We start from the raw sequence: 23475 nt of genomic DNA, 5'->3' as shown, positions 1-23475 counted from the left end.
TCCCGCGGAAATCACGGGCAATGAGTAGTGGGCCATCCGGATCGGCGCGAACGCGATACGCGATCCTCGGCTGTGGGAGCGTCGGGCACGCCGTCGCGGAGGACCTGACCGGTCGCGGTAAGGACGTGCTCATCCTCGACCGCGACGAGAGCAGGGTCGAGGCGCTCCGCGATCAGGACCTCAACGCCCGCGTGCAGGACATCGCCGACTCGGACGTGGTCGAGGCGCTCGACGACCGAGACATCGTGTTGATCTTAGCGAGCGACGTCGAGGCCAACAAGGCGGCCGTCTCGGCGGTGCGCGACACGGGCGGCGACCACTACGTCGTCGTCCGCGCCTCGGACCCCGTCAGCGAGGACGAGCTGCGCGATCGCGGCGCGGACGTGGTTATCAACCCCTCGACGGTGATCGCCGACAGTGCGCTCCAGTCGTTAGAGACCGGCGAGCTGGAGTACATGGCGCGCCAGCTCGCGGAGATCATCGAGGGCGGGGAGGGGCGGATGGCGATCTTGACCCACGACAACCCGGAGCCGGACTCCATCGCGTCGGCGACCGCGCTGCAGGCCATCGCCGACGCGTTCGGCGTGGAGGCGGACATCCTCTACTCCGGCGACGTGGGCCACCAGGAGAACCGGGCGTTCGTCAACCTCCTCGGGATCGACCTGCTGGCCCGCTCGGACGCGCCGGACCTCTCGGAGTACGGGACGGTCGCCGCGGTCGACCTCGCGAAGTCGGCCGAGGACGGCTTCGACTTCGACGTCGAGATCGATATCTACCTCGACCACCTGGAGGCGGAGGTCCCCTTCGACGCCCGGTTCGTCGACGTGCGGACCAACGTCTCCTCGACGTCGACGATCCTCACGAAGTACCTCCAGGAGTTCGACCAGTCGCCGACGGAGGCGGTCGCGACCGCCCTCCTCTACGGGATCCGCGCCGAGACGCTCGACTTCAAGCGGGACACGACGCCCGCGGACCTGACGGCGGCCGCCTACCTCCACCCGTTCGCGAACCACGACACGCTCGAACAGGTGGAGTCGCCGTCGATGAGCCCGGAGACGCTGGACGTGCTCGCGGAGGCGATCCAGAACCGCGAGGTGCAGGGGAGCCACCTCTTCTCGACGGCCGGGTTCATCCGCGACCGCGAGGCGCTCGCGCAGGCGGCCCAACACCTGCTCAACTTGGAGGGGATCACGACGACGGCCGTCCTCGGGATCGCCGACGACACCATCTACCTCGCGGCGCGCTCGAAGGACATCCGGCTGAACATCGGTAACGTCCTCGACGAGGCGTTCTCCGAGATGGGGGACGCCGCGGGCCACTCGACGCAGGGCTCGCTCGAGATCCCGCTCGGCATCTTCACCGGGATCCAGTCGAGCGGCGACAACCGCGACACCCTGCTCCACCTCACCGAGGAGGCCGTCCGCCGGAAGCTGTTCGACGCGTTCGGAGTCGAGGGCGGCGGCGAGAGCGGGAACGGCTCGTAGGCCCGCCGGATCGGTTTTCTTCTCGCGGGCCGTAGACGGAGCCGACCGCGGCTCCCGCCATGTACGTCCCCGAGAACCCGCCCGAGACCTGTCCCGCCTGCGGCGACCCCTACGCGTCGATGTCGCGCCACGACGACGGGTTCGTCGTCAACCTCCTCGATAACGAGCGATACCGGCGGGTGTGTTTCCACCCGGTCGATCCCGACGCCGACGCGGACGCCGCGTTCGACTGCTTCCACCACACGCACCGGCAGGCCGGGAGCTCAGTGGGGGAGTAGCGGGCGGGAAGTGGAAAATCACCGCCGACCGCGCGCTAGAACTCCTCGCCGTCGGTGATCGAGGTGTACGACCCGATCAGCGCGCCGGTCAGGTCCACGTTCTCCAGCGTGACGCCCTCGTCGAGCACGGAGTTTTCGATCTTCGAGTCCGTGATCGTCGCGTCGGGGAAGACGACGGTGCGCTCGAGCGTGGAGTCGGTGACGGTCGCGCCCGACATGACGTGGACCACGTCGCCGAGGTCGGAGTTCTCGACGGTCGCGTCGTCGGCGACGAGCGTGCCGCCCTCCAGGGCGTACTCCACCGCGTCGAGGTAGCTGTCGGCGGTGCCGATGTCGAACCACGCGCCGTCGAAGGTGTACGCGTGGACCGCGCCGCGCTCCTGGAGCCACTGCAGGAACCAGCCCGGCTCGTCCGGGTTGTTGCCGTCTTCGAGGTACGTCGAGAGGTCCGGCAGCGTCTCGGCGGGAAACGCGTAACACGCGATGGAGACGAGCGTGCTCTTCGGGTCGTCGGGCTTCTCCTGGAAGCTCACGACCTCGTCGCCGTCGAGCTCGACGAGCCCGTACGACTTGGCGCGCTCGCGGTCCCCCACGTCGTAGGCGGCGAGCGTCGGCGTTCCCTTGCTCTCGAAGAAGTCGGCGAACTCGCCCAGATCGAAGCTGATCAGGTTGTCGCCGGCGACGACGATGAGGTCGTCGTCGACGCCCTCGCGCTCGATCAGCTGGGCGAGCGCCCCGACGACGCCGAACTTCTCGTCCTCCTCGACGGTCTCCTCGACCGAGAGCGTGGGCTTCTCGAACGGGCTGTCGGCGAGGTAGTCGGCGAACGTATCGGCGAAGCGCTCGTTCGTCGAGACGAACACCTCGTCGACCCGGTCGTCGGCCTCCAGGTCCTCGAAGATCTCGTCGATGACGGTGTTCTCGCCGACCGGGAGGAACATCTTCGGTCGGGTCTCGGTGATCGGCCAGAGCCTCGTCGCATATCCCCCGGCGAGTACGACGGCTTTCATACGCCCACCGTCTCACCCCGGCGTCATACCTCTTGTGCTCGTGTCAGCGGAAGGAAACGGATCGAGGAGCGACTCGCGGGGGAACGGTTCGACCGAGACCACGGCGCAGCGCCACCGCCGCCGGCTACTCGCTCAGGCGGTCGGTGTCGATGTTCACGCCGGGCGGCGTGACGACGAGGAAGCCGCGGAAGTGCATCAGCTCGCCGCCCATGTCCTTGACCTCGCGCGCGAACCCCGCGGCCAGCTCGTTGAGGTCGCCCTCGACCGACAACACGAGGGTGTTGCCGTAGTCGACGCTGCGGACCCACTCGTCGGGGTCGGTCGTCCCGTCGAGGACGCCGAGGACGACGTCGCCGTCGGCCGCGAACGCCTCGTCCATCTGCTCTTCGGCGTCGCGTAAGTCGAGGTCCCAGTCGCTCATACCTCAGGGTTGCGAGGCGACGGCAAAAACGTTCGGACGCGTCCTCGACGGCACCCCGCGGGCGCGTCCCGTCTCTTCCCCCGATTTCCCCTCTCGGTGCGGTTAAGTGCGCTCCGGCCGGATCGGCGGTATGGAACACACGCGGCGGTCTCTGCTCGCGGGCGCGGCCTCGGTCGGTGTTATCGGCGCGGCCGGCTGTCTCGGCGGTGGCGGGGGAGCCGACGGCGGACTAAACCTCGACCCCGAGGCGTACGACTGCGATCTCTCCGAGCCGTCGGACCCTGACCTCGACTACCGACCGACGCTTGGAAATCCCGACGCAGACGTGACCGTTCAGGCCTTCGAAGACTTCACCTGCGGACACTGTGCGACGTACAAACTCGACCACTTCCCGACGATCCGCGAGGAATACATCGGGTCGGGCGACGTTCACTACGAGCACTGGGATTTCCCGCTCCCCGTCGACGAGCAATGGGCTGTCCCCGTCGCCAGCGCGGCCCGCGGTGTCGGTGCCCGCCACGGCGACGAGGCATTTTTCGAGTTCGCCACTGCGGCTTACGAGTCGCAGGGAAGCTACGGGGGAGGCAGCAGTACGGACGACATGCCGGCTGGTGCCGATACCTGTGCGGTCCTCGCCGATGCGGAGTTCTCGGCGTACGAGGAGTCCATTCAAAATGACAAGTCCGAGGGCGAGTCGATGGGCGTCTCGGGGACGCCGACGATCTTCGTGAACGGCGAGGCGGTCGCCGATTACCAGGCGGAGACGATCGCGGCGGCGATCGACGAGGCGCTGTAGTTCGGTTCGGCGGCGCCGGCCGTGTCGACCCGCCGAGCGTCGGTCTTTTGGGCGTTCGGCGCGTTTTATAAGTAGATGACGGAGGACGACCGCGGCGACCGGCGGCGGCTGGGCGCCGTCGTGCTCGCCGTGTTGATCTCCCAGGTGCTCCTCTACCCGGGGGTGCCGGACCTCGTGGTCGCGCTCGGCGCGCCGGCCGGGATCGACGCCGGGATGTGGTTCCTCGTCGCGGAGTTCGGCGCGTTCGTGACCTTCGCGGTCGTCTGGGGCGCCGCCAGCGACGCGCTCGGACGGCGATCGCCGCTGATCGCCGCCGGCGCGTTCGGGGGCGCGGCCTCGTACGTCGCGCTCGCCGCGGTCCCCGAGCTCGGGTTCGGCTTCCGGGCGGCGCTCGCGGTCCGGGTCGTCGGCGGCGCGCTCACCATCGGCGCCTTCTCGCTGGCGATCACCTCGCTGATGGATCTGGGCGGCGGCAACGGGCGGAACATGGGGACCGCCGGGGTCGCCATCGGGCTCGGCGCGGCGGTCGGCTCGGTGATCGGCGGTGCGCTCGCCGATCTGAACGCCTTCTACCCCGTCTACGCCGGCGCCGCGGTGCTCGCCGGATCGGGGCTGATCGCGGCCACCGTCGACGATCGGGTCGTCGACGGAGGAGAACGCGCCGAAGACGACGTCGGCTTCCGCGACGTGCTCGCTCGGGCGCGGACGACCCGCGGGCTCGCGGTCCCACTGGCGTTCGGCTTCGTCGACCGGCTCACGGCCGGCTTCTTCGCGCTGGTCGGCGTCTACTACTTCCAGGACCCCGAGACGTTCGGCCTCTCGGCGGGGGCCGCGGGGGCGACGCTCGCGCTCTTCTTCGTCCCGTTCGCGGTGCTGCAGGTCCCGTTCGGCTCGCTGTCGGACCGGGTGGGTCGCTTCCTCCCCGTGGTGGTCGGGTCGATCGCGTACGGGATCGCCACGATCGGCGTCGGCGTGGCGCCGATATACCCTCTCGCGGCCGCGCTGATGGTGCTCGTCGGCGTCTGCGGCGCGCTGATGGCGCCGGCGACGATGGCGCTCGTCACGGACCTCGTCGAGCCCGAGGCTCGCGGCGCGGCGATGGGGCTGTTCAACGTGTTCGGCTCGCTCGGGTTCCTCGCCGGCTTCCTCATCGGCGGGAGCGCCACCGACCTGTTCGGCTACACCCCCGCGTTCCTCGCGGTCGGCGGCCTCGAGCTCGCCATCGCGCTGGCGCTGTTCCCGGCCGTGAAGGCGATCGCGCCGGGCGACGGCTTCCTCGGACTCGGCGGGGGGACCGGGCGGTCGCCGTCGGAGTGACGCCCGCTCGCGACCCGAGAGCGGCTCGGACTGCGGCGACGGGTCCGCCCGAGTCGAGCCCTTTTAAGGCGCTCGTCCCGTCCGTACGGACGACAGATGGACCTCCTCGTGGTGGGCGCCGGCGAGATCGGCCGCTGGATCGCCGACACCGTGTCGGCCGACGAGTCGCCGGTCGACGCGACCGTCTCCTTCGCCGACAGCGACCCTGACGTCGCCGCCGACGCGGCCGACGCTCGCGACGCGGAGACGGTCCCGGTCGACGGCGACACCGCCCACGACGCGGTGTGTCTCGCGGTGCCGATGTCGGCGGTGCCCGCCGCCGTCGAGGCGTACGCCCCCCGCGCGGAGCGGGCGATCCTCGACGTCTCCGGGGAGATGACCGACGCGGTCGCGGCGATGCGCGAGCACGCCCCGGACCGCGAGCGCGCGAGCTACCACCCGCTGTTCGCGCCGCCGCGCGTCCCCGGCAACGTCGCCGCGGTCGTCGACGAGGGCGGCCCGGTGATCGAGGGGATCTCGGCCGCGATCGAGGCCGGCGGCAACGAGGTGTTCGAGACGACGCCCGCGGAGCACGACGAGGCGATGGAGACGGTGCAGGCCGGCGCGCACGCGGCCGTGCTCGCGTGGCGGCTCGCGGGCGACGACGTGCGCGAGGAGTTCCACACCCCCGTCTCGGCCGCGCTCGACGAGGTCGCCGACACCGTCACCGAGGGGTCGCCCGCGGTGTACGCCGAGATCCAGCGCGCCTTCGACGGCGCCGACGACGTGGCCGACGCGGCCCGCGAGATCGCCGACGCCGACTCGGCGGCGTTCGCCGACCTGTACGAGCGCGCCCGCGGCGACCGCGAGAGCCGGAATCGACACGAGTAACGCGAGAGACGCCAAGACGACGCCGCGACCGCGACTGAGACGAGGACCCACATGATAGACAGAGCAGCCGTCCGGAACAACGCCAACTACCTGCGCAACGTCAGACCGATCGACCCCGAGGAGATCGCGGAGTACATCGAGGGGGGCGCCCACCCCGCCGTCGTCCGCGAGACGCTCCGCGAGGAGGCGTTCGACCTCCGGCTCCGCGAGCGCGAGGACGGCGCCTTCGAGCCCGTCCCCGAGGAGCCCGTCCCCGACCCCGGCTGGGCCCCGACGGCGTTCCCCGAGGCGTACTCGTTCGCCCTCGAAGACCTGTTGGTCCGGGAGTTCGGCGCGAACTGGCACCGCGGGGAGTCCGGCGACGAGCTGCGCGAGGCGGTGCGCCGGCTGAAGGACGACTACCTCTACGGGAACGACGTGGCGTACGACCGGGTCGCGGCGCTCGGGTACGCGATCTACCACCTGCCCGCCTACTACGCGACGGTCGGATACGTCCTCGACGACCTCGTCGAGAACGGGCTGCTCGACCGGACCCTCCGCGTCCTCGACGTGGGGGCGGGCGTCGGCGGTCCCGCCTTGGGACTTCACGACTACCTCCCGGACGACGCCGTCGTCGACTACCACGCCGTCGAGCCGAGCGCGGCCGCCGACGTGCTCGAACACATGCTCGACGAGACGGGGCGGAACTTCCGGCCGACGATACGCGAGGAGACCGCGGAGTCCTTCTTCGGGATCGACGGCGAGACCGCGACGGGCGGGGGCGCGGAGGCGGAGGCGCGCGGCGACGCTCCCGACGAGTTCGATCTGGTCGTGTTCGGGAACGTCCTCTCGGAGCTGGACGAGCCGGTCGCGGTCGCCGACGCCGCCCTCGACCGGCTCGCTGACGACGGGAGCGTCGTCGCGTTCGCGCCCGCCGACCGCAACACCGCCATGGGGCTCCGCGAGGTCGAGCGCGCGGTCGCGACCCCGGAGAGCGGGGTGTCGGTGTACGCACCGACCCTCCGCCTCTGGCCGAACGCGACGCCCTCGGACGGCGGGTGGTCGTTCGACGTGGCCGACGACCTCGAGGTCCCGCCGTTCCAGCGCCGGCTCGACGAGGCGGCCGAGCGCGGCTCCGGGGACGAGCCGGGCGAGTTCGTCAACGTCGACGTGCAGTTCGCGTACGCGATCCTCCGCCCGGACGGAAAGCGACGGGTGGACATGCAAGCGAGCGCGGGGCGCTGCGCGCGTATGGCCGACTCGGAGGAGCACGTCACCGACCGCGTGAACCTCCTCGCCGTGAAGCTGAGCCACGACCTGAGCGAGGGCGACAACGCCCTCTACCGCGTCGGCGACGGCTCCCAGACCGTGGACCACTACCTCGTCTGCACGCGGGAGACCGTCCTCAACGAGGACCTCCGCGCGGCCGACTACGGCTCCGTGGTCTTCGTCGAGAACGGGCTCGTGCTCTGGAACGACGACGAGGGGGCGTACAACGTGGTCGTCGACGACGAGACGGTCGTCGACCTGGTCGCCCCCTGAGCGGGCCGCGGTCCCGACTCCGGCCGTGGAGAGGCGAGGCCGGACTCACGAGCGGCCCTTCGCGGCCAGTCCGCTCCGGCCGACCTCGTCGCGGACGACGAGGTAGAGCACCCAGACCACGACGCCGCCGAGAAGCGCGGCGACCGTCCACGCGAGCGCGTGGCTACTGTCGCGGTCCACCGCGTCGAGGTAGACGATCAGAGACGCGCACACGGCCGTGACGACCAGTGCCGCGGCGAGGATGAGGACGACTATCAGCGGCGGGCCGCCGGGAACGCCGACTTGGAGGGCAGCGGGCATTACGTCTCGTTCAGTTATCAGCAATAAAAATATTACTTCCAGCGGACACGTTCTGAGTCTGTCACTCAACCGGCTCGATCAGCTCCGGCGCGTCGACGGCGGGCGAGTTCACCCGCGTCGAGACCGGATACGCCCGCATCTCGTCGGCCGGATGCGGATCGAGCAGCGCGGCGGCCTCGTCGGAGTCGCCCTCGAGCCACGTCTCCTCCTCGTTCGGCCCGAGGATCACCGCCATCCGGTGGTGGAGGTCGTCGACGAGGTCGTTCGGCTCGGTCGTGACGATCGCGAACGTCTCGATGGGTCCGCCGTCGTCCGAATCGCCGCCTTCCTCCGCTCCGCCGCCGAACGCCCCGAGTCCGGTCTGCGTCGTGTCGGGCTCCGGCGGCTCCCACCGCTCGTAGATCCCCGCCATCGCGAACGGGCGGTCGTCCTCGAAGGCGACGCGGTAGGGGGTCTTGCCGGTGCCGCCGTGCGCCCCGTCGCCGCCGGACCCACCGTCCCCCTCGACCCACTCGTAGAACCCGTCCGCGGGAACGAGACACCGCCGGCGCTCGAAGGCGTCGGCGAAGCTGCGCTTCTCGCGGACCGTCTCCGCGCGGGCGTTGATGAGGTCGAACGACTCGTCGGCCCACGAGGGGGTGAGCCCCCACTCCATCCGCGTCGCGGCGGTCGGGTCCGCGTCGGCGATCACCGGGAGGTCCTGCCCGGGCGCGCGGTTGTAGCTCGGCTCGACGCCGGCGAAGTCGGCGTCGAACCGGGCTTCGAGGTCGCCGGCGGGGGTGAAAAGGGTGTAGCGGCCGCACATGCTGTCTCCTCCTTCGGTCCGCGTCGGCATAAATCGCGCCGCCGCCTCCCGTCGGAATCCGCCGCCGGCTCCCGTCGGAATCCGCCGCCGCCTCCCGTCGGGTTTTTGCCCGCGCGCCGCCGCGGTCAGGTATGCGCATCGAGAACAGTTTCATCCCGGTCGAGGGGGTCGGCGAGGCGACGGAGCGCCGGCTCTGGCGCGAGGGCGTCACCACGTGGGAGACGTTCGATCCCTCGGTCGGCGTTTCAGGCGTCGGCCCGACCACCGCCGACCGGATCGAGTCGTTCATCGCCGAGGCGCTGACGCGCCTCGACGACGGCGACGCCGCCTACTTCGACCGCGCCTTCCCGAGCGGGGAGCGCTGGCGGCTCTACGAGAACTTCCGCGAGGAGACCTGCTTCTTCGACATCGAGACGACCGGGTTAGACGAGCACCGCAACCAGGTGACGACGGTGAGCTTCCACCAGGACGGCGAGACGACCACGCTCGTCGCCGGCGAGGACCTAACCGCGGAGCGGCTCCGCGAGCGGTTCGCCGACGCCAGCCTGCTCGCGACGTTCAACGGCGCCCGGTTCGACGTGCCCTTTTTAGAGACCTCCTTCGACATGGAGATCGACACCCCCCACCTCGATCTCATGTATCCCTGTAAGCGAGTCGGGCTCTCCGGCGGGCTGAAGCCGATCGAGAAGCAGCTCGGGATCGACCGCGACCGCCCGGACCTCTCGGGGCGGGACGCCGTGCGGCTCTGGCGCGAGTACGAGCGCGGCGACGACGAGGCGCTCGATCAGCTCGTCTCGTACAACCGCGAGGACACCGAGAACCTCCGGACCCTCGCAGACGTCGTCACCGAGACGCTCCACGAGGACGTGTTCGTCGGCGAGAGCGTCGAGGGGTAGTCTCTGTAGGCAGAGCGACGAGCGATTTCGGGAGTAGATGTTGCAGATCGTCGACATCGAGCGAGTATTTAAACAGCCATGAGCGACGGCGACGATTGCTTATAAATGAAATGCGGTGGCGCGCGCCTCCGAGCGCCCTGATAAGGGCGCGAGGAGCGCGTGCGAGGGAGTCACTGGCGGCTACCGCCGCCAGTGACGAGGCTGGGGAGGTGTGAGGCTGTACGGGGCGGGACTCAAAGGGGCAGCCGCTGAGGGCGGCGCAGGCGACGGAAGCACCGCAGCGAGCAACGCGAGCGAGGAGCGCAGCGAGCGTGCGCCGCCCTCAGCGGCTGGGGCTTTGAAAGTGTTCACCGCAGCGCTGCCTATCGCGTATAAACAGCCGTCAGCAACATCACTCGGCCACTTATAAACAACCGTTCCACCAATTCGCGATACTTACTCCCGCAGTCGATCAGGAAGCACGCTTCGACGGACAGGTGTTTCGGAAGAGGATTCGTCTGAAGAAGACAGTCTCCACAGGGCCTATCGCTTATAAATAACTTCAGCTACGTCGCTTCAGCTACGTCGCTTCAGCGTCGGCGTCTCGTTCTTCGGTCTCCGGCTCATCAACGTCTGAACCCGCAGCCTCTGAGTCGTCGGCATCGGACTCATCGTCAGAGCTCTCTTCGCTGGACTCGGCGTCCTCGTCGGCCGCGTCGTCCTCGTCGGTTTCGGTCACTGCTTCCGAGTCCGCCGTATCGCCGTCCGTGGAGTCGTCGCCGTCAGACGCTTCGTCCTCGTCGGACAGCCCGTGGGCGTCCGTCTCGTCCGCCTCATCCTCATCTCCGTCTGCGTCCTCACTTTCGTCGTCCTCATCGCTCTCGGCCTCGTCCTCTCCATCCCGATCTTCGCCGCCGCCGGTCTCCTGAACGAGCTTCATCTCGCCGCGGGCGCGGAGGGTCCCGTCGATCTCGGCGCCGTCGTGAACGACGAGGTCGCCGGCGGAAACGTCGCCGAGGACCCGCGCGCCGGCCTCGACCGTGACGGTTCCGCCGCGCGTGGTGACGTCGCCGTGGATGACCGTGTCCGCGCCGACCGTGATCTCCTCGCGGGCGCGCAGGGAGCCGAACACCTCGTTGCGCTCGCCGACGCGGATCGACTCCGCGCGGAGGTTACCGTGGAGCCGGCAGTCGTCGCCGACGGTCGCTGGCGTCGAGACGCGCCACGCGTCGTCGGATATCTCGGCGCCGCGCGGGATCAGCAGGGGGTCGCGCACCTCCTCGCCGTCGGCGAGCGCCTCCGCGAGGTCGTCCGCCGCGTCGGTCTCGCCGAGCCGCAGGAGCTGAGAGAGGACGATGAAGTAGAAGACGAGGGTGGGAACGGGGTTCCGGATGACGATCCAGCCGTTCGCCTCGAACCCCTCCTCGATCGTCACGTCGTCGCCGATGTCGAGGTCGCCGGAGACCATCAGCCGGCCGGTGACGGTCACCCGCTCGCCGAGGTACGCGTCCTCGCCGACGAGGACGTTGCCGTCGACTGAACACCACGTGTCCAGCCGGCAGTCTCCCTCGGCCTCGATGTCGTTCTCGACGCTCACGCGCTCGCCCAGCGCGACGTTGCGCCCGCGGAGCCCGAACTCCACGGTCGACTGGCCGCCCACGAGCACGTCGCCGTCGGTGACGAGGTCGTGCTCCTCGACGGTCGTCCCGGACGGGACGGTGAGCTCCTCTATCGGACCGCCTCCCCTCAGCGACACACCGGGAACACTCCCTCCGCCCGTATAAACCGTATGGCGTCGTCCGACGGGCGTCCGACGCGGACCGGTGGTGCGCCTCGGTCCCGTGTGCGGGGCGTTGCCGAACCGTCGCGGTGTCACTACCCTTTTGAAGCCGGCGCTGAAGGGTTACTCATGGGATTCGGATCGTACGACGAGAGCGAGCAGAAAGACCAGGACGTGGACACCGACGACGACGGCGCCGTGAACGTCCACGAGAACGACCACGACGGCGAGGTCTCCATCGAGGGCGGCGCGTCGACCGACGACCTCGTCGGGCGCCTCTCGGAGATGAAAGACGACGAAGGCGACGAGTAGCCCGGCCCTCCCGAAGGCGAGGGAACGCAGAAGGGCAATCTCTCGGTCGAACGCCGCCGCACCACGCCCCTCGTCGTGTCACGCCCCTTTTATCCGGTCGAAGCCTACCGACCTCCATGAGCACCGACCTGACGTTCACCGACGACGGCGTCGACGTCGTCTACGAGGGCACCGAGTTCGAGCTCGACAAGGACCTGATCGAAGAGGCGACCGGGAAGGGGTACCGCGACGTCACCGACCACGAGGTGTTACAGATCGTCGCCGAGGAACCCGACCTTGACGGCGAGCCGGTCCGGATCGGCGACGTGCTGTAGGCCGCGAATCGGGCTGCCGAACGCGTCCGGCGAGACCTGTTACCGAGCCGAAAACTGTGCGAGACGATGCCAATGCGGTACGATTTTACGATTCCGTCGGGTTCAGCGAATATGAATCCGAGCGACGCCGTCTCCGCGCTCGTCGGTTCGAAGCTCAAGATCGCGCTCCTCGGGGTGCTCGTCGTCGGCGGAACCGTCGGCGGGGCGTTCGCCCTCGGGATACTCGGCGTGCCGAGCGTCGCCGCCGTGGACAACACCTTCGGCGACGTGACCAACGAGACCACGGCGATCGAGACGGATCTGGTCGTGTCGAACCCGAACCCCGTCGGGGTCGGCCTCGACGGCGTCTCGGTGAACTACACGGTCTCGATGAACGACATCGAGATGGCGCAGGGCGGCCGGGAGGGCGTGCGCGTCGGCACCGGGAACTCCACGCTGGAGCTGGAGACGCGGCTTCGGAACGAGGAGATCCCGCCGTGGTGGGTGAGCCACGTCCGCAACGGCGAGCGGACGACCCTCGACATCGACGCGACGGCGACCTCGGACCGGCTCGGTCGGGGCGTCGACTTCTCGCGGAGCCGCGAGATCCAGACGGATCTGCTCGGCGCGTTCAACTCCGACGAGACGCGGCCCGTGAACGCCGACAGCCCGCTGACGGACGACCCCGTCCTCTACGTCAACGAGACCCGGGGCGAGTGGGGGTCCGTCAGCGAGTCGGAGACGCCCATCGACATGGCGTTTACCGTCTACAACCCGAACTTCGAACCGTACGCGGTCACGGAGATTGGCTACGACATCACGATGAACGGGGTGGAGATGGGGTCGGGACAGACCGAGGAGGGGTACGTGATCCCCTCCGAAAGCACCGAGACGATCGAGTTCACGACGGCGCTCCAGAACCGCCACCTCGACGAGTGGTGGGTCACCCACCTCGACGAGGACGTTCGCGGGCATCAGGTGTCGGGTCTCCGGATCGAGTTCCACGCCGTGATCGAGTTCCCCGGCGGCGAGGAGGCCACCGTGCCGCTCGACGCGCTCACCTACGAGGAGACGATCGAGACGGACATCTTCGGCGAGGGCGACGACGTGCGGAACGGGAGCGACTCGTCGGGCTCCGAGGGCGGCGGAAACGAGACCGACGACGGCACGTCCGACGGCGACGACACGAGCGGTAACGAAACTGACGACGGCACCACCGAAAACGAGACCGACGACGGGTCGGATGACGGAACGGAGAACGAGAGTGACGGCGATGATGACGACGGCGTGTTGCCGGTATAACGGTCTCGGTGACTACGCCCGCTGTTAGCTGATCACTGCCTCGGCGTGTTCGGGGTCACCCAGCTCGTGAACGTCGGCCGCGATCAGGTCGATCTCTGCTGTCTGTGCACTGCTCCCGAGAGTGGGTAGCTTCGCGGCTGACGTGAGGCCTCACTCAAATGGTCGATTCGACGTGGGACTACGGACAACTGACCTCGGTCCAGTTCAGCGCCGACAACGCGGGCGATGTCGGCGGGGAGTACGACGCGACGCTCGAGGTCAACGGCGAAACGATCCGGGAGGGAGAAGTCACGATCCCGTCGGATGGCACCTCCGGAGCGACGTTCGCCGAGGACTCGTATTCGGGTATCGGCTACGTGGCCGATTCCGGGGGCGAACACGATGTTACGCTGACGATCGAGACTGACAACGGGCCTGTTTCAGCGACTGATACGGTCGAGCTTGACGGGATCGACTCCACGATCTCCGAGGTCGACACCACGTTCTACGAATCGTTCGATACCTGCGGGTTCGAACTCTCTTCCGTGAGTTTCTCAGTGAGAAACGACGGCGATATTTCGCTTCAGTATGATTCGGTGGAGATCGAGATCGCCGGTGCGTCTCGGACTGACGATCCCTACGGTACGGCGGAAATCGAGCCCGGAGCCTCTACGAGCGAGTACGTCACCATTTCGGACAATATCGTGATGGACCAAGGATCGCACGATCTCACGATTCGGCTGGTTCTCGACGGAGATACCGTAGCCAGCGAAACGACGACAGTCACCACGAAGTAGGTAGCGACTTCTCACACAGTATGACCGAACACTTTTCACCCATTCCACGCCTTGAGACAGGTAATGGCGACCACTTCGGAGAACGACCGCGCCGACGGGGTGGAGTTCACGTATGAGGGTGACCTCGTGACGGCTCGCGATGTCGAGTCGGGCGTCGCCGCGTCGGGGGAGTCGAAGCCGGTCGCGCTCTCCCGACTCGCGGACGCGTTGACCCTCCACGCCGGCGGCGGCGAGCCGATCGATGACGAGGAAGCGTTCCTCGAAGAGATCGGGATCGACGCTGACGAGGTCGAAGGCGCCGGCACGCCGCCGTGGGAGTAGTTCCTGAATGGTCTATGCGAGTTTTGACGGTCGAGAGATCGTGAAGGCACTGCGATCGATGGGATATCGCCCGGCCGGTCGCGAGGGAAGCCACGTGAAGCTCCGGTACGAGAGCTCGGACACTGACGAGGTCCGTATCGTGAGCGTTCCGATGACTGACAGCGACCAGATCTCTCAAGACACGTACCGGTCGATCGCCGAGCAGTGCGGTGCCGACGACTTTGACGCGTGGTGCGGGTGGATCGAGGCCCTTCTGTGAACTACCCCACCCTACTCACCAGCTGACGCTGGTTCCTTGAGGGTGGGGCTTCCTGTTTCCACGACGTGCTTTGCAGATACGGATGTATCCACAGGGAGCGCAGTCTCCACAGGCGTTGATTCGGAGCGTTCCGCTCCTAACCGCTTCTTGATACCGCGAGAAAGAATGTTCCACGCCGCGTTAGCGTCTCTATCCGCCTCGAACCCACACGCCGGACAGGAATGTTCGCGCACCCACAGCGGCTTCTCTGTCGAAACGCCGCAGGACGCGCACTCCTTCGATGTGTCCTTCGGGTCAACCGCGACATAGTGCGTCCCTTCGCGTTCGCACTTGTATTCGAGCATCCGCAGGAACGTCCCCCACGCCGCACCTGCCCGGTTCCGCGAGTTGCCCGGTAGCTCGACCAACCCCTTCGCGTCGAGGTCTTCGACTGCCACAAGCTCGTACTCTCGGGCGTAGTAGTTCGAGAGTTTGTGGAGGAAGTCTCGCCGCTTGTTTTTCAACTCCGCGTGACGCTCGGCCATGACACGGCGCTGTGCCTCCCAATTCGCGGAACCGTGCTGTTTCCGAGAGAGGTTACGCTGTGCGCGTTCCAACCGGTCGCGTTCGTTGGACAGGTCAAGCGATTCGACGGCGGTTCCGTCTGTGTCGTGGGCGTACTTGAGAATCCCCACGTCGATGCCGACGCACCGCTCGGGATTCTCGGGGTTCGCGGGCGGGTCGTCGGGGGTTTCGACGCCGAGAATGGCGTACCACTTGCCCGTGGGTTCCTGTTTGATGGTGACGGTCTTTATCTCGGCGTTGTCGGGCAGGTCGCGGTGGAATGTGAGCGGGATTTCTCCGAGTTTCGAGAGCCACAATTTCGTCCGACCGCTCGTGTTCTTGAGCTTGAAGCCGGATTGACTGTAGGTGAAACTGCGGTACTCGCTCGGTGCTTTCCACTTGAGCGTGCCGACACGGTAGCCGTTCTCTTTGCGTCCGTGAAGCGTCGAAAGGTTGTCGTACAGCCGTTGCACGACTTTCTGAAGGACTTTCGAGTGAACGTTTTTCAGGTCGTTCCACCACTTCTTGAGATACGGTAGGAGTTTCTGTTCGGAGTATGCCGAGGTGTCGTCGGTTCGGTTGAGTCGGTGGAGAAAGTGGTTGTAAACCTGTCTACAGGTATCGACAGTCCACGCTAACTGCTCTTCGAGCGCGTCGGCCGGTCGGAGCCGATACCTGTAGTTGTAGTTCATCTACGAGCGTTCTTCGATGAGTTCGTCAAGTTTCTCTTGAACGAACGACGAAAGGTTGAGGTGGTTGTCCTCCACCCACTCGGCTTGGTCGTCACGGATAGAGATATTCTTGCGCGTTGCCACACCACATAATACACAAAATACACAAATAAGAGTTGCGGTTGCGTGGGCCTGTGGGCCGAGTGTCGGACGTATATGAGAACTGTGCGGCGCTGTATCCCCTCCCTACTCGCTCGCTTCGCTCGTTCGTTGAGGAAGGGGCCTTAGCGCCGCACAGTTCAGGTAAGTAGCGAGTTCTGAAAGAACTCGTTAACAAACCCTGATTTGGCCTCGATCACGCCGGTCGGTCCGTGGATTCTGCCGCCTTTTGTGTGACCTTGTTAGAGAATGTCCCATGCGCCTCGAAGCGACCGAGAAGACGGACCAGTACAAAGTGCGGCTCCGTGACGACGAGCTCGAGGAGCTCTTCCGGGCGGCCGTCGACCATCGCGACGACCTGATCGTCGAATAGACACCTCTCGGAAATGATGAGATAGAGCAAAAAACGCTATGGGGCCGGAGGGATTATGAACCCCCTCGCCGGTGGCAGATGCTGTACGCAACGAATACAGCATCCACCGGCTACCGCACCGCGAATGCTGATATTCGACGGGTGCGCGGAGAACTCCCCCGACGGTCGTCACCGTGTTGCGGTTGAGGATGCCAATGAATCCCAACCCAAACGAGGACGTTGACGAGATCGTATCGCCGCGGCAAGCACGACGACAGTTCCTCGCCTCCAAGAAGGGCGTCGTCAAAGACTCAACCGTTCGTGCGTACCGATTCCCCACGAAACACTTCATCGAGTTCTGCGAGGAACACGAGATCGAAACGACGGGAGACATATCCGGGTACGTCATCGAGAGTTGGAAGCAACAGCGCCGGAGTGAGAACATCAAGATCGTCACGCTCCACAACAACGTGAAGCACCTCCGCGTCTTCGTTCGCTGGTGCGAATCCGTCGATCTGGTCGAGCAGGGATTGGCCGACAAAATGACCGTGCCAAACCTCTCGAATGAACAGGCGCGGAGTGACGACACGCTCCGACTCGATCACGCCGAGGACGTACTCCGGTATCTGAAGACCTACGAGTACGGGAGTCGGAATCACGCCCTGTTTCACACGTTGTGGCATACCGGCTGTCGCATCAGCGGCGCGCTCGCTCTGGACAAGAACGACTTCGTACAAACTCGGGAAAAGTCGATCCTCCAGTTCCGAAATCGGAAGTCCGCGGGAACCGCATTGAAGAACGGAAACTCGGGTGAGCGCGACGTGACGATCTCAGAGGCGTTGCGAAAAACACTGGTTGACTACATCGAGGGGAAGCGGGAAAACGTCGAGGACGACTACGGGCGCGATCCGTTGTTCACGACGATCAATAGCCGAGTACCTCGCCAACGGGCGTACAAAACGCTCGTGCCGATCACCCGTCCGTGCGTTCTGACGAACAACTGCCCCCACGACCGAGTGATCAACGACTGTGAGGCCGCCCAATCCGTCGATCAGGCACCGAGCTGTCCATCGTCTGTCTCACTTCATCCCATCCGTCGCGGTTCGATCACCTATCACATCAACCGTGGCTGGCCGAAGGAAAAATTGAGTGAACGAGTCGATGTGTCTGTCGCCGTCTTGGACAAACACTACGACGCCCGAACGAAGGAACAAGAGCGAGAAGGTCGGAAGGAGTACATCGACTTGTTATAACAAATACCAATCTCTCACCACCTGTTAATAATGGTATGCGAGATACATATCTGTACCCGGGTTCAGAAACACGGTCATCAGTAGTAGAACAAATCTGGTGAGTTGGACTTAGAAGACTGGATCTTCATCTAACGATGATTTTTGAATGTCGCATTCAATACCATACCTTTCTTTGATTAATTCAACTTGTTCTGAAAACCACTCCGGGGAGGTTGGTGAAATATAGAGAGTGTCAATGAGTTTCTCAAGGTTCACGTCAACATACACTCCCGCGGGGTTCTCACTAGAATTATGCATGAAATCGGCTTCATCACTTTCTCGCAATTTTTCAAAGTGTTTGGAGAATGCGGCTCGAAATTCTCGTTCGTGTTCAAAGCTAAGTCGTTTAAAAAATAGAGGAGCATATAAATTGGATTCTGGCATCAACTGTCGGTCATAGTCGATATACTGTACCTTTCCAAAGGTGATTGTTCTATCAATTTTATCTGCATCATCAGGCGTATCTTCGCCACTCATGAAAACACCGGGCTTATCAGTCAAAGATTTTATCAAATCACCAACAGTTGTCTGGATAGCGATTCCTTGTTCGTTAGTAGAATACTGCTCCCACATCGCCGCTGATTCATAATTATTGAGATGCCAACAGCTCAGATACGTGGTTTTCCGGTGTTGTCGAGCCGCCTGAGACAAAGTTTCGAGAACCGACGGAGGAATCTCTGTGTCCTCATATCGAATCTCTCTCGTTTCAACATTAGCCCTAGATAGAGATCCTTCTAATGGGTCTTCAAATAGGTCTGCTCGATTGAACCAGAGAGATTGACGTTCAAGAATTGAAATTAATTGTGTGAAGTCAAGATATCTCCAAGCAGGAGTGTCATAATTCGGAAGTTGTGGGCTCCAAGAGCGTGATTCTTGTTCATTCTCGTTATCAGTTCCCATCTCTATCAGGCATTTATACGTACCGAGAATAAGGGTCTTTGCCAAATCAAGCGTATTACTTCATCGAGCGGGGGAGACTCCATCCCTCCTAAATGTCGCAACTATTGCTCACAACGTGCATCGAAATGATCGCCATACAGCGTGGTGGCTGTACCCATTACCCACTCAAATCAACGCTGAAACCAGTAGTACAGAGTACGCTCAGAATACCGAGATACTGGCGTCTGGTGGTTTTAGGGTTTGAAAGGAAGGGTATGGGGCCGGAGGGATTTGAACCCCCGATCGACTGATATCTCCGGTGCGCCTCGGAACTCCAGAGGGTCGTCAACACGGCCGATGATCAGTCGGCCGCTCGGTATATCAGTCTGGAGTGTCGTCCCGGGCGCAAGCCTCTGGAGTCAGTCGCCATGCCTGGCTTGGCCACAGCCCCGCGTGATCTCGCATCAGTTGGTTGCCGAAACGCGGATAAAGGGGTTTCGATCGCGAGCGATCGGCCGACGGAACGGCCGATCGAGGCGGGGCGAGACGGAACGAGGCGAGAGAGTGACGGCGACGCCGCGGGCTCACTCCTCCCGGTCGTCGGCGCTCCAGTCGCACTCCTGGCACTTGTAGCCGGTGACGAACTCGGTGACGCTCGGCATGTAGCCGACGGTGATGACGTCGCCGCCGCACTCCGGGCAGTCGCGGTCGGCGTCCGCGATCGATTCGGCCTCGAGGATCGACTCGCCCTCGACGAGCTCCGCGAGCTTCTCGGGCGTCACCATCCGCCCCTGCACGACGCGATTTGACATACCCGTCGTACACCGCCGAGCACCTAAACCCCGGCGACACGCGGGGCGGGGAACGGTTCCCGTCGACCGCGTCCGGCTCGCCGCGTCAGTCGGCGCCTACAGCCACGGCGCTCGGGAGTCGTCGTCCGCGAAGGGGTCCGTCCCGTCTCCGTCGTCGCTCGCAGTCGAGGGGTCGCCGCCGTTGGCCATCACCGCCACGTCGTCGTCGACGATGGGGCCGGGGGCGGTCGGCGCGTCGAGCGGGGGCGCGGACTGCTCCGCGTCCTCGCCGCTCTCCGCGTCGTCGTCGACATCGTCCGCGACGTTCGCGCCGGCCTCGGCGCCGGCGTCGTCGGGGTCGTCGCCGGTTCCGTCGTCCGCGAGACCGTCGGCCGGCCCGGCGTTCGGGTCGTAGGCGAACAGCGTCGTCACGCCGAGCACCGCCAGCGCGATGGGCGCCTCGGTCTGCATGAGGTCGAAGGGGCCGAGCAGGATCGGTAGCGCGAGCACGCCCAGCGCGACGGCGGAGCCGAACCGGAACCGGTCGATGTCCACGCGCCCGCGGAGGTGCGGCGACAGCAGCGCGATCGCCAGCGCGAATCCGACGCCGACGCCGGCCGCGGCAGCGCCGTTGAGCACGTACTCGGGAGAGGTCCGGATGACGAACCCGGACGGGTCGAAGCTGGCGACGAGTCCGAGCGCGATGATGACGCCGGGGCTCGGCAGGTACTCGCCGATCTCCGAGCTCGCGGTCTTGGCGGCGATCGTGAGGATCACCAGCCCGGCGAAGCGCTCGAAGACGGGGAGGTTCAGGAACCCCCTGAACGTGGGAGCGAAGGCGGCCTCCAGCGCGGCGAGCGGGACGATGATCGCGCCGATCAGCAGCACCGACCCGGCCATCTGCCGGCGGCTGCCGTCCATCTCCGCGAGGATCACCGCGGCGGTCGCCGAGCCGCCGAAGATAAGGATACCCGTCTCGATCACGCCCGTCGCGGTCGTCAGGACGCCGGCGACGACTAGGGCGGGGAAGATCCCGTCGACGAGCGGCAGTACCATCACCGTCGCGAGCAGCTTCGTCGCGCTCCCGACTCGCTGCTCCAGCCGGAGGGCGATCGGGTGACGTGAGACGCTCATTCAGGGACGATGCCCCTGACCGACGGGTACACGGTAGGAAGCGGACGACCCGCGATAGCCGAGGGCCCGGCATACGGAGTCGAATCCGCGAGCGGCCCGACGAGCCCATGTAAAGCGTTTGCGCGGATTGCCGGCTGTAAAGCGGGCGCCGAGGTTGGGAATCGGCTGGCCGGCGATGCGCGCGTTCACGGGACTGTCGGAGTCCATACACCATATATCAATTTCGGTTGCGTTAAAGGTTGTGTGAGACGTGCCCGCATGGAACGAGTAGTTCGTACACGCTATTTATAAGCGCGTCAGAGATATGACGACGGAAGAACGAAATAGCTGATAATTCTTCGAAGTCACCCCGAGCTCGGTGACCGATCCGTGTGCGGTTTTCGTCGCGTCGATCGGCTGGGTCACAAAGACGTAGCGACCCGGCTACTATCGGATGAAATTCGGACGAACGATCGGTTTTCCATCGGACAGGTAGCTACTCGTCGACGGTACCGCGAAGGTACTGGAGCGACGGCGACTCCCGAGGTTGTCGTCTCGGCGAACAGCGCGATTCGATCCAAAATCGATCCACAATTTTGCATATTACGTGGATCTGGATGACAACGACGTACACGTCCGTGATGACTCGCAACGCTTTTTATCGGCGACTCACGACGGTTTATATGGCGACAGACTCCGGCCGATTCTCGGCGAAACTCGACGTCCCGGAAGCGTTGACGTTCGACGACGTGCTCTTAAAACCCAAGGAGAGCCGCGTCGAGCCCGACGACGCGGACCTCTCGGCGCGCGTCTCGAAGAACGTCGAGCTCACGGTCCCGGTCCTCTCGGCGGCGATGGACACGGTGACCGAGAGCGACCTCGCGATCGCGATGGCCCGCGAGGGCGGGCTCGGCGTCCTCCACCGCAACATGACCGTCGAGGAGACGGCCGAAGAGGTCGAGCGCGTCAAGCGCGCACACGAGCTGGTCATCCGACGCGAGAACGTCGTGACCGTCTCGCCCGACGACACGGTCCGCGAGGCCGACGCCGTGATGGAGCGGCAGGGCGTCTCCGGCGCCCCGGTCGTCGACGGGGACGACGCGGTCCTCGGGATCATCTCGGGCACCGACATCCGCCCCTACCTCGAGGTCGGCGAGGACGACGACGTCAGCGAGGCCATGACCGACGAGGTCATCACCGCGCCCGAGGACGTCGACGCCCGCGAGGCGCTGGAGCTGATGTACGACCACAAGATCGAGCGCGTCCCGATCGTCGACGACGCCGAGCGGCTCGTCGGGCTCGTCACGATGCAGGGAATCCTCCAGCGCCGCGAGCACGAGGAGGCCGCCCGCGACGAGGACGGGCGCCTGCTCGCCGGCGTCGCGGTCGGGCCCTTCGAGGAGGAGCGCGCCGTCGCGGCCGACGAGGCCGACGTCGACGTGATCTTCATCGACTGCGCGCACGCCCACAACCTCAACGTGCTCGACTCGGCGCGGGCGATCAAAGAGACGGTCGACGCCGACGTGGTCGTCGGCAACGTCGGGACGCGCGAGGCCGCCGAGGCCGCCGTCGACTTCGCGGACGGGCTGAAAGTCGGCATCGGTCCGGGCTCGATCTGCACCACTCGCGTCGTGAGCGGCGCGGGGATGCCCCAGATGACCGCCGTCTCGCAGGTGGCCGACGTGGCCGCCGAACACGGCGTGCCGGTGATCGCCGACGGCGGGATCCGCTACTCCGGCGACGCGATCAAGGCGCTCGCCGCGGGCGCGAACGCGGTCATGCTGGGCTCGTACTTCGCCGGCACCGACGAGGCGCCGGGCCGCGTCATCACGATGCAGGGGAAAAAGTACAAGCAGTACCGCGGGATGGGCTCGGTCGGCGCGATGAAGTCTGGCGGCGGCGACCGCTACCTCAAGGAGGAGGACGAAGACGAGGAGTTCGTCCCGGAGGGCGTCGAGGCCGCGACCCCGTACAAGGGGAGCCTCGCCTCCGAGCTCCACCAGCTCACGGGCGGTATCTGCTCCGGTATGGGGTACGTCGGCGCCGAGACGGTCCCGGAGCTCCACGAGCGCGCCGAGTTCGTCCGCGTCTCCAGCGCCGGCCAGACGGAGGGCCACCCGCACGACGTGATGATCACCGACGAGGCGCCCAACTACAGCCCGAACGAGTGACGCGGCGGGAACCGCTCGGTCCGGGGGTTCGACCCGGTCCCGGAGCGATCACGACCCGGTCCCGGAACCGGTGACGCGGGCCCGAAGAGGTATTTTAATATAGTCCGCGCAGAGACGAAACGTGTGAGCGAACACGTCGTCGCTCCGAGAATCCATGAGTGAGCAATCGCCGCTCGTCCTCGTGGTTGAGGACGAACCAGACTTGGCCGACCTGTACGCCGCGTGGCTCGGCGACGAGTATCGAGTCCGGACCGCGTACGGGGGTCAGGAGGCGTTAGACGAGCTCGACGAGGTCGACGACGGAGTAGACGCGATACTGTTAGATCGTCGGATGCCGGGGCTCTCCGGCGACGAGGTCCTCTCCGCGGTCCGCGAGCGCGGCGTCGACTGCCGGGTCGCGATGGTGACCGCGGTCGAACCCGACTTCGACATCCTGAAGATGGGGTTCGACGACTACCTCGTGAAGCCGGTCACCAGCGACACCCTCCGCGAGACCGTCGAGGGACTGCTCCGCCGCGGGGAGTACGACACCGAGATGCAGGAGCTGTTCTCGCTGACCTCGAAGAAGGCGATGCTGGAGACCGAGAAGAGCGCCACCGAGCTCGCCGACCACGAGGAGTACCAGCGGCTCACCGACCGGATCGGGGAGCTCCGGTCGCGGGCCGATCAGTCGCTGGAGGCGGTGACCGAGGACGACGACGACTTCGAGAAGCTGTTCCAGGAGTTCGACGCGGGCGAGTGAGGGCGACGCCGGTCGAAGACCGGTGACGCCGCTCCGCGCGAC

The 23475-nt window shown here is 65.7% G+C and carries 25 protein-coding genes, 1 tRNA gene and 1 pseudogene; 16 read left to right on the top strand and 11 right to left on the bottom strand.

Going from position 1 to position 23475, the window contains the following annotated elements:
• The first annotated feature begins 20 nt into the window (after positions 1 to 20).
• Together EDM04_RS11975 and EDM04_RS11970 are read left to right on the top strand one after the other, a co-directional pair.
• Positions 21 to 1484, top strand: a complete 1464-nt coding sequence (locus EDM04_RS11975) for a DHH family phosphoesterase (RefSeq protein WP_123622410.1) — start codon at positions 21 to 23, stop codon at positions 1482 to 1484.
• 59 nt (positions 1485 to 1543) lie between these two features.
• Positions 1544 to 1762: a hypothetical protein gene (locus EDM04_RS11970; protein ID WP_123622408.1), complete on the top strand. Its 219-nt coding sequence runs from the start codon at positions 1544 to 1546 to the stop codon at positions 1760 to 1762.
• Positions 1763 to 1797: 35 nt separating this feature from the next.
• On the opposite strand, the gene EDM04_RS11965 is transcribed toward EDM04_RS11970, so the two are convergent.
• A complete protein-coding gene (locus EDM04_RS11965) occupies positions 1798 to 2772 on the bottom strand; it encodes a sugar phosphate nucleotidyltransferase (protein WP_123622406.1) in 975 nt (324 codons plus the stop codon).
• 127 nt (positions 2773 to 2899) lie between these two features.
• Positions 2900 to 3193, bottom strand: a pseudogene (locus tag EDM04_RS11960) (DUF5779 family protein); the annotation flags it as partial.
• Positions 3194 to 3323: 130 nt separating this feature from the next.
• Between EDM04_RS11960 and EDM04_RS11955 the strand changes: the two are divergent.
• The 4 genes from EDM04_RS11955 (at position 3324) to EDM04_RS11940 (ending at position 7697) form a co-directional block, all read left to right on the top strand.
• Positions 3324 to 3989 carry a thioredoxin domain-containing protein gene (locus tag EDM04_RS11955; RefSeq protein WP_123622402.1) on the top strand — a complete coding sequence of 222 codons (666 nt, stop codon included), beginning with the start codon at positions 3324 to 3326 and terminating at the stop codon, positions 3987 to 3989.
• Positions 3990 to 4064: 75 nt separating this feature from the next.
• Positions 4065 to 5306 carry an MFS transporter gene (locus EDM04_RS11950; RefSeq protein ID WP_123622400.1) on the top strand — a complete coding sequence of 414 codons (1242 nt, stop codon included), beginning with the start codon at positions 4065 to 4067 and terminating at the stop codon, positions 5304 to 5306.
• A gap of 96 nt (positions 5307 to 5402) precedes the next feature.
• A complete protein-coding gene (locus EDM04_RS11945) occupies positions 5403 to 6176 on the top strand; it encodes a prephenate dehydrogenase/arogenate dehydrogenase family protein (RefSeq protein ID WP_123622398.1) in 774 nt (257 codons plus the stop codon).
• A 51-nt stretch (positions 6177 to 6227) separates the two neighbouring features.
• The gene (locus tag EDM04_RS11940; protein ID WP_123622396.1) at positions 6228 to 7697 is read left to right on the top strand and encodes a small ribosomal subunit Rsm22 family protein; all 1470 of its coding nucleotides are present in this window, start codon (positions 6228 to 6230) and stop codon (positions 7695 to 7697) included.
• A 45-nt stretch (positions 7698 to 7742) separates the two neighbouring features.
• Here EDM04_RS11940 and EDM04_RS11935 read toward each other — a convergent pair whose 3' ends face one another.
• Positions 7743 to 7997 (bottom strand): hypothetical protein, encoded by a 255-nt coding sequence (locus EDM04_RS11935; RefSeq protein ID WP_123622394.1) that lies wholly within the window; start codon positions 7995 to 7997, stop codon positions 7743 to 7745.
• A gap of 61 nt (positions 7998 to 8058) precedes the next feature.
• Positions 8059 to 8802 carry an SOS response-associated peptidase gene (locus EDM04_RS11930; RefSeq protein WP_123622719.1) on the bottom strand — a complete coding sequence of 248 codons (744 nt, stop codon included), beginning with the start codon at positions 8800 to 8802 and terminating at the stop codon, positions 8059 to 8061.
• 131 nt (positions 8803 to 8933) lie between these two features.
• Between EDM04_RS11930 and EDM04_RS11925 the strand changes: the two genes are divergently transcribed.
• Positions 8934 to 9698 (top strand): ribonuclease H-like domain-containing protein, encoded by a 765-nt coding sequence (locus EDM04_RS11925; protein ID WP_123622392.1) that lies wholly within the window; start codon positions 8934 to 8936, stop codon positions 9696 to 9698.
• Positions 9699 to 10257: 559 nt separating this feature from the next.
• Here the strand turns inward: EDM04_RS11925 and EDM04_RS11920 are convergent.
• Complete coding sequence (locus EDM04_RS11920; RefSeq protein WP_123622390.1) at positions 10258 to 11433, bottom strand: polymer-forming cytoskeletal protein; 1176 nt, start codon at positions 11431 to 11433, stop codon at positions 10258 to 10260.
• Positions 11434 to 11586: 153 nt separating this feature from the next.
• Between EDM04_RS11920 and EDM04_RS11915 the strand changes: the two genes are divergently transcribed.
• The 6 genes from EDM04_RS11915 (at position 11587) to EDM04_RS11890 (ending at position 14720) form a co-directional block, all read left to right on the top strand.
• Positions 11587 to 11769, top strand: coding sequence for a DUF5786 family protein (locus EDM04_RS11915; RefSeq protein WP_123622388.1), 183 nt, complete (start codon positions 11587 to 11589; stop codon positions 11767 to 11769).
• 116 nt (positions 11770 to 11885) lie between these two features.
• Positions 11886 to 12083, top strand: a complete 198-nt coding sequence (locus tag EDM04_RS11910) for a DUF5800 family protein (RefSeq protein ID WP_050026971.1) — start codon at positions 11886 to 11888, stop codon at positions 12081 to 12083.
• 111 nt (positions 12084 to 12194) lie between these two features.
• Positions 12195 to 13364 (top strand): LEA type 2 family protein, encoded by a 1170-nt coding sequence (locus tag EDM04_RS11905; protein ID WP_123622386.1) that lies wholly within the window; start codon positions 12195 to 12197, stop codon positions 13362 to 13364.
• Positions 13365 to 13720: 356 nt separating this feature from the next.
• Positions 13721 to 14140 (top strand): carbohydrate-binding protein, encoded by a 420-nt coding sequence (locus EDM04_RS11900; RefSeq protein WP_241154902.1) that lies wholly within the window; start codon positions 13721 to 13723, stop codon positions 14138 to 14140.
• A gap of 63 nt (positions 14141 to 14203) precedes the next feature.
• A complete protein-coding gene (locus EDM04_RS11895) occupies positions 14204 to 14461 on the top strand; it encodes a hypothetical protein (protein ID WP_123622382.1) in 258 nt (85 codons plus the stop codon).
• A 7-nt stretch (positions 14462 to 14468) separates the two neighbouring features.
• Positions 14469 to 14720 (top strand): type II toxin-antitoxin system HicA family toxin, encoded by a 252-nt coding sequence (locus EDM04_RS11890; RefSeq protein WP_123622380.1) that lies wholly within the window; start codon positions 14469 to 14471, stop codon positions 14718 to 14720.
• Between the two features lie 11 nt (positions 14721 to 14731).
• Here the strand turns inward: EDM04_RS11890 and EDM04_RS11885 are convergent, their stop codons facing one another.
• Together EDM04_RS11885 and EDM04_RS18985 are read right to left on the bottom strand one after the other, a co-directional pair.
• Entirely contained in the window at positions 14732 to 15955 is a 1224-nt protein-coding gene (locus tag EDM04_RS11885) for an RNA-guided endonuclease TnpB family protein (RefSeq protein ID WP_123622378.1), read from the bottom strand.
• On the bottom strand, positions 15956 to 16078 hold the full coding sequence (locus EDM04_RS18985; RefSeq protein ID WP_004971932.1) for a hypothetical protein: 123 nt from the start codon (positions 16076 to 16078) through the stop codon (positions 15956 to 15958).
• Between the two features lie 582 nt (positions 16079 to 16660).
• Here EDM04_RS18985 and EDM04_RS11880 point away from each other — a divergent pair.
• Positions 16661 to 17698: a site-specific integrase gene (locus EDM04_RS11880; protein ID WP_123622376.1), complete on the top strand. Its 1038-nt coding sequence runs from the start codon at positions 16661 to 16663 to the stop codon at positions 17696 to 17698.
• 108 nt (positions 17699 to 17806) lie between these two features.
• Here EDM04_RS11880 and EDM04_RS11875 read toward each other — a convergent pair whose 3' ends face one another.
• The 4 genes from EDM04_RS11875 to EDM04_RS11860 form a co-directional block, all read right to left on the bottom strand.
• A complete protein-coding gene (locus EDM04_RS11875; RefSeq protein ID WP_123622374.1) occupies positions 17807 to 18637 on the bottom strand; it encodes a DUF2971 domain-containing protein in 831 nt (276 codons plus the stop codon).
• A gap of 255 nt (positions 18638 to 18892) precedes the next feature.
• Positions 18893 to 19067, bottom strand: a tRNA-Trp gene (locus tag EDM04_RS11870).
• A gap of 133 nt (positions 19068 to 19200) precedes the next feature.
• Positions 19201 to 19428, bottom strand: coding sequence for a DUF5795 family protein (locus EDM04_RS11865; RefSeq protein ID WP_123622372.1), 228 nt, complete (start codon positions 19426 to 19428; stop codon positions 19201 to 19203).
• A 96-nt stretch (positions 19429 to 19524) separates the two neighbouring features.
• Positions 19525 to 20541: a DUF5794 domain-containing protein gene (locus EDM04_RS11860; RefSeq protein ID WP_123622370.1), complete on the bottom strand. Its 1017-nt coding sequence runs from the start codon at positions 20539 to 20541 to the stop codon at positions 19525 to 19527.
• Positions 20542 to 21203: 662 nt separating this feature from the next.
• Here EDM04_RS11860 and guaB point away from each other — a divergent pair.
• Both guaB and EDM04_RS11845 read left to right on the top strand, forming a co-directional pair.
• Positions 21204 to 22691, top strand: a complete 1488-nt coding sequence (gene guaB / locus EDM04_RS11850; protein WP_123622366.1) for an IMP dehydrogenase — start codon at positions 21204 to 21206, stop codon at positions 22689 to 22691.
• Between the two features lie 154 nt (positions 22692 to 22845).
• Positions 22846 to 23433: a response regulator transcription factor gene (locus tag EDM04_RS11845; RefSeq protein WP_123622364.1), complete on the top strand. Its 588-nt coding sequence runs from the start codon at positions 22846 to 22848 to the stop codon at positions 23431 to 23433.
• Positions 23434 to 23475: the final 42 nt, after the last annotated feature.

Origin of the sequence: Halorubrum sp. CSM-61, from assembly GCF_003781945.1 — an archaeon.
In the GTDB taxonomy this organism is placed as follows: Archaea; Halobacteriota; Halobacteria; order Halobacteriales; family Haloferacaceae; genus Halorubrum.
The sequence above is the reverse complement of the archived record's forward strand: the minus strand, read 5'-3'. Positions and strand labels throughout refer to the sequence as shown.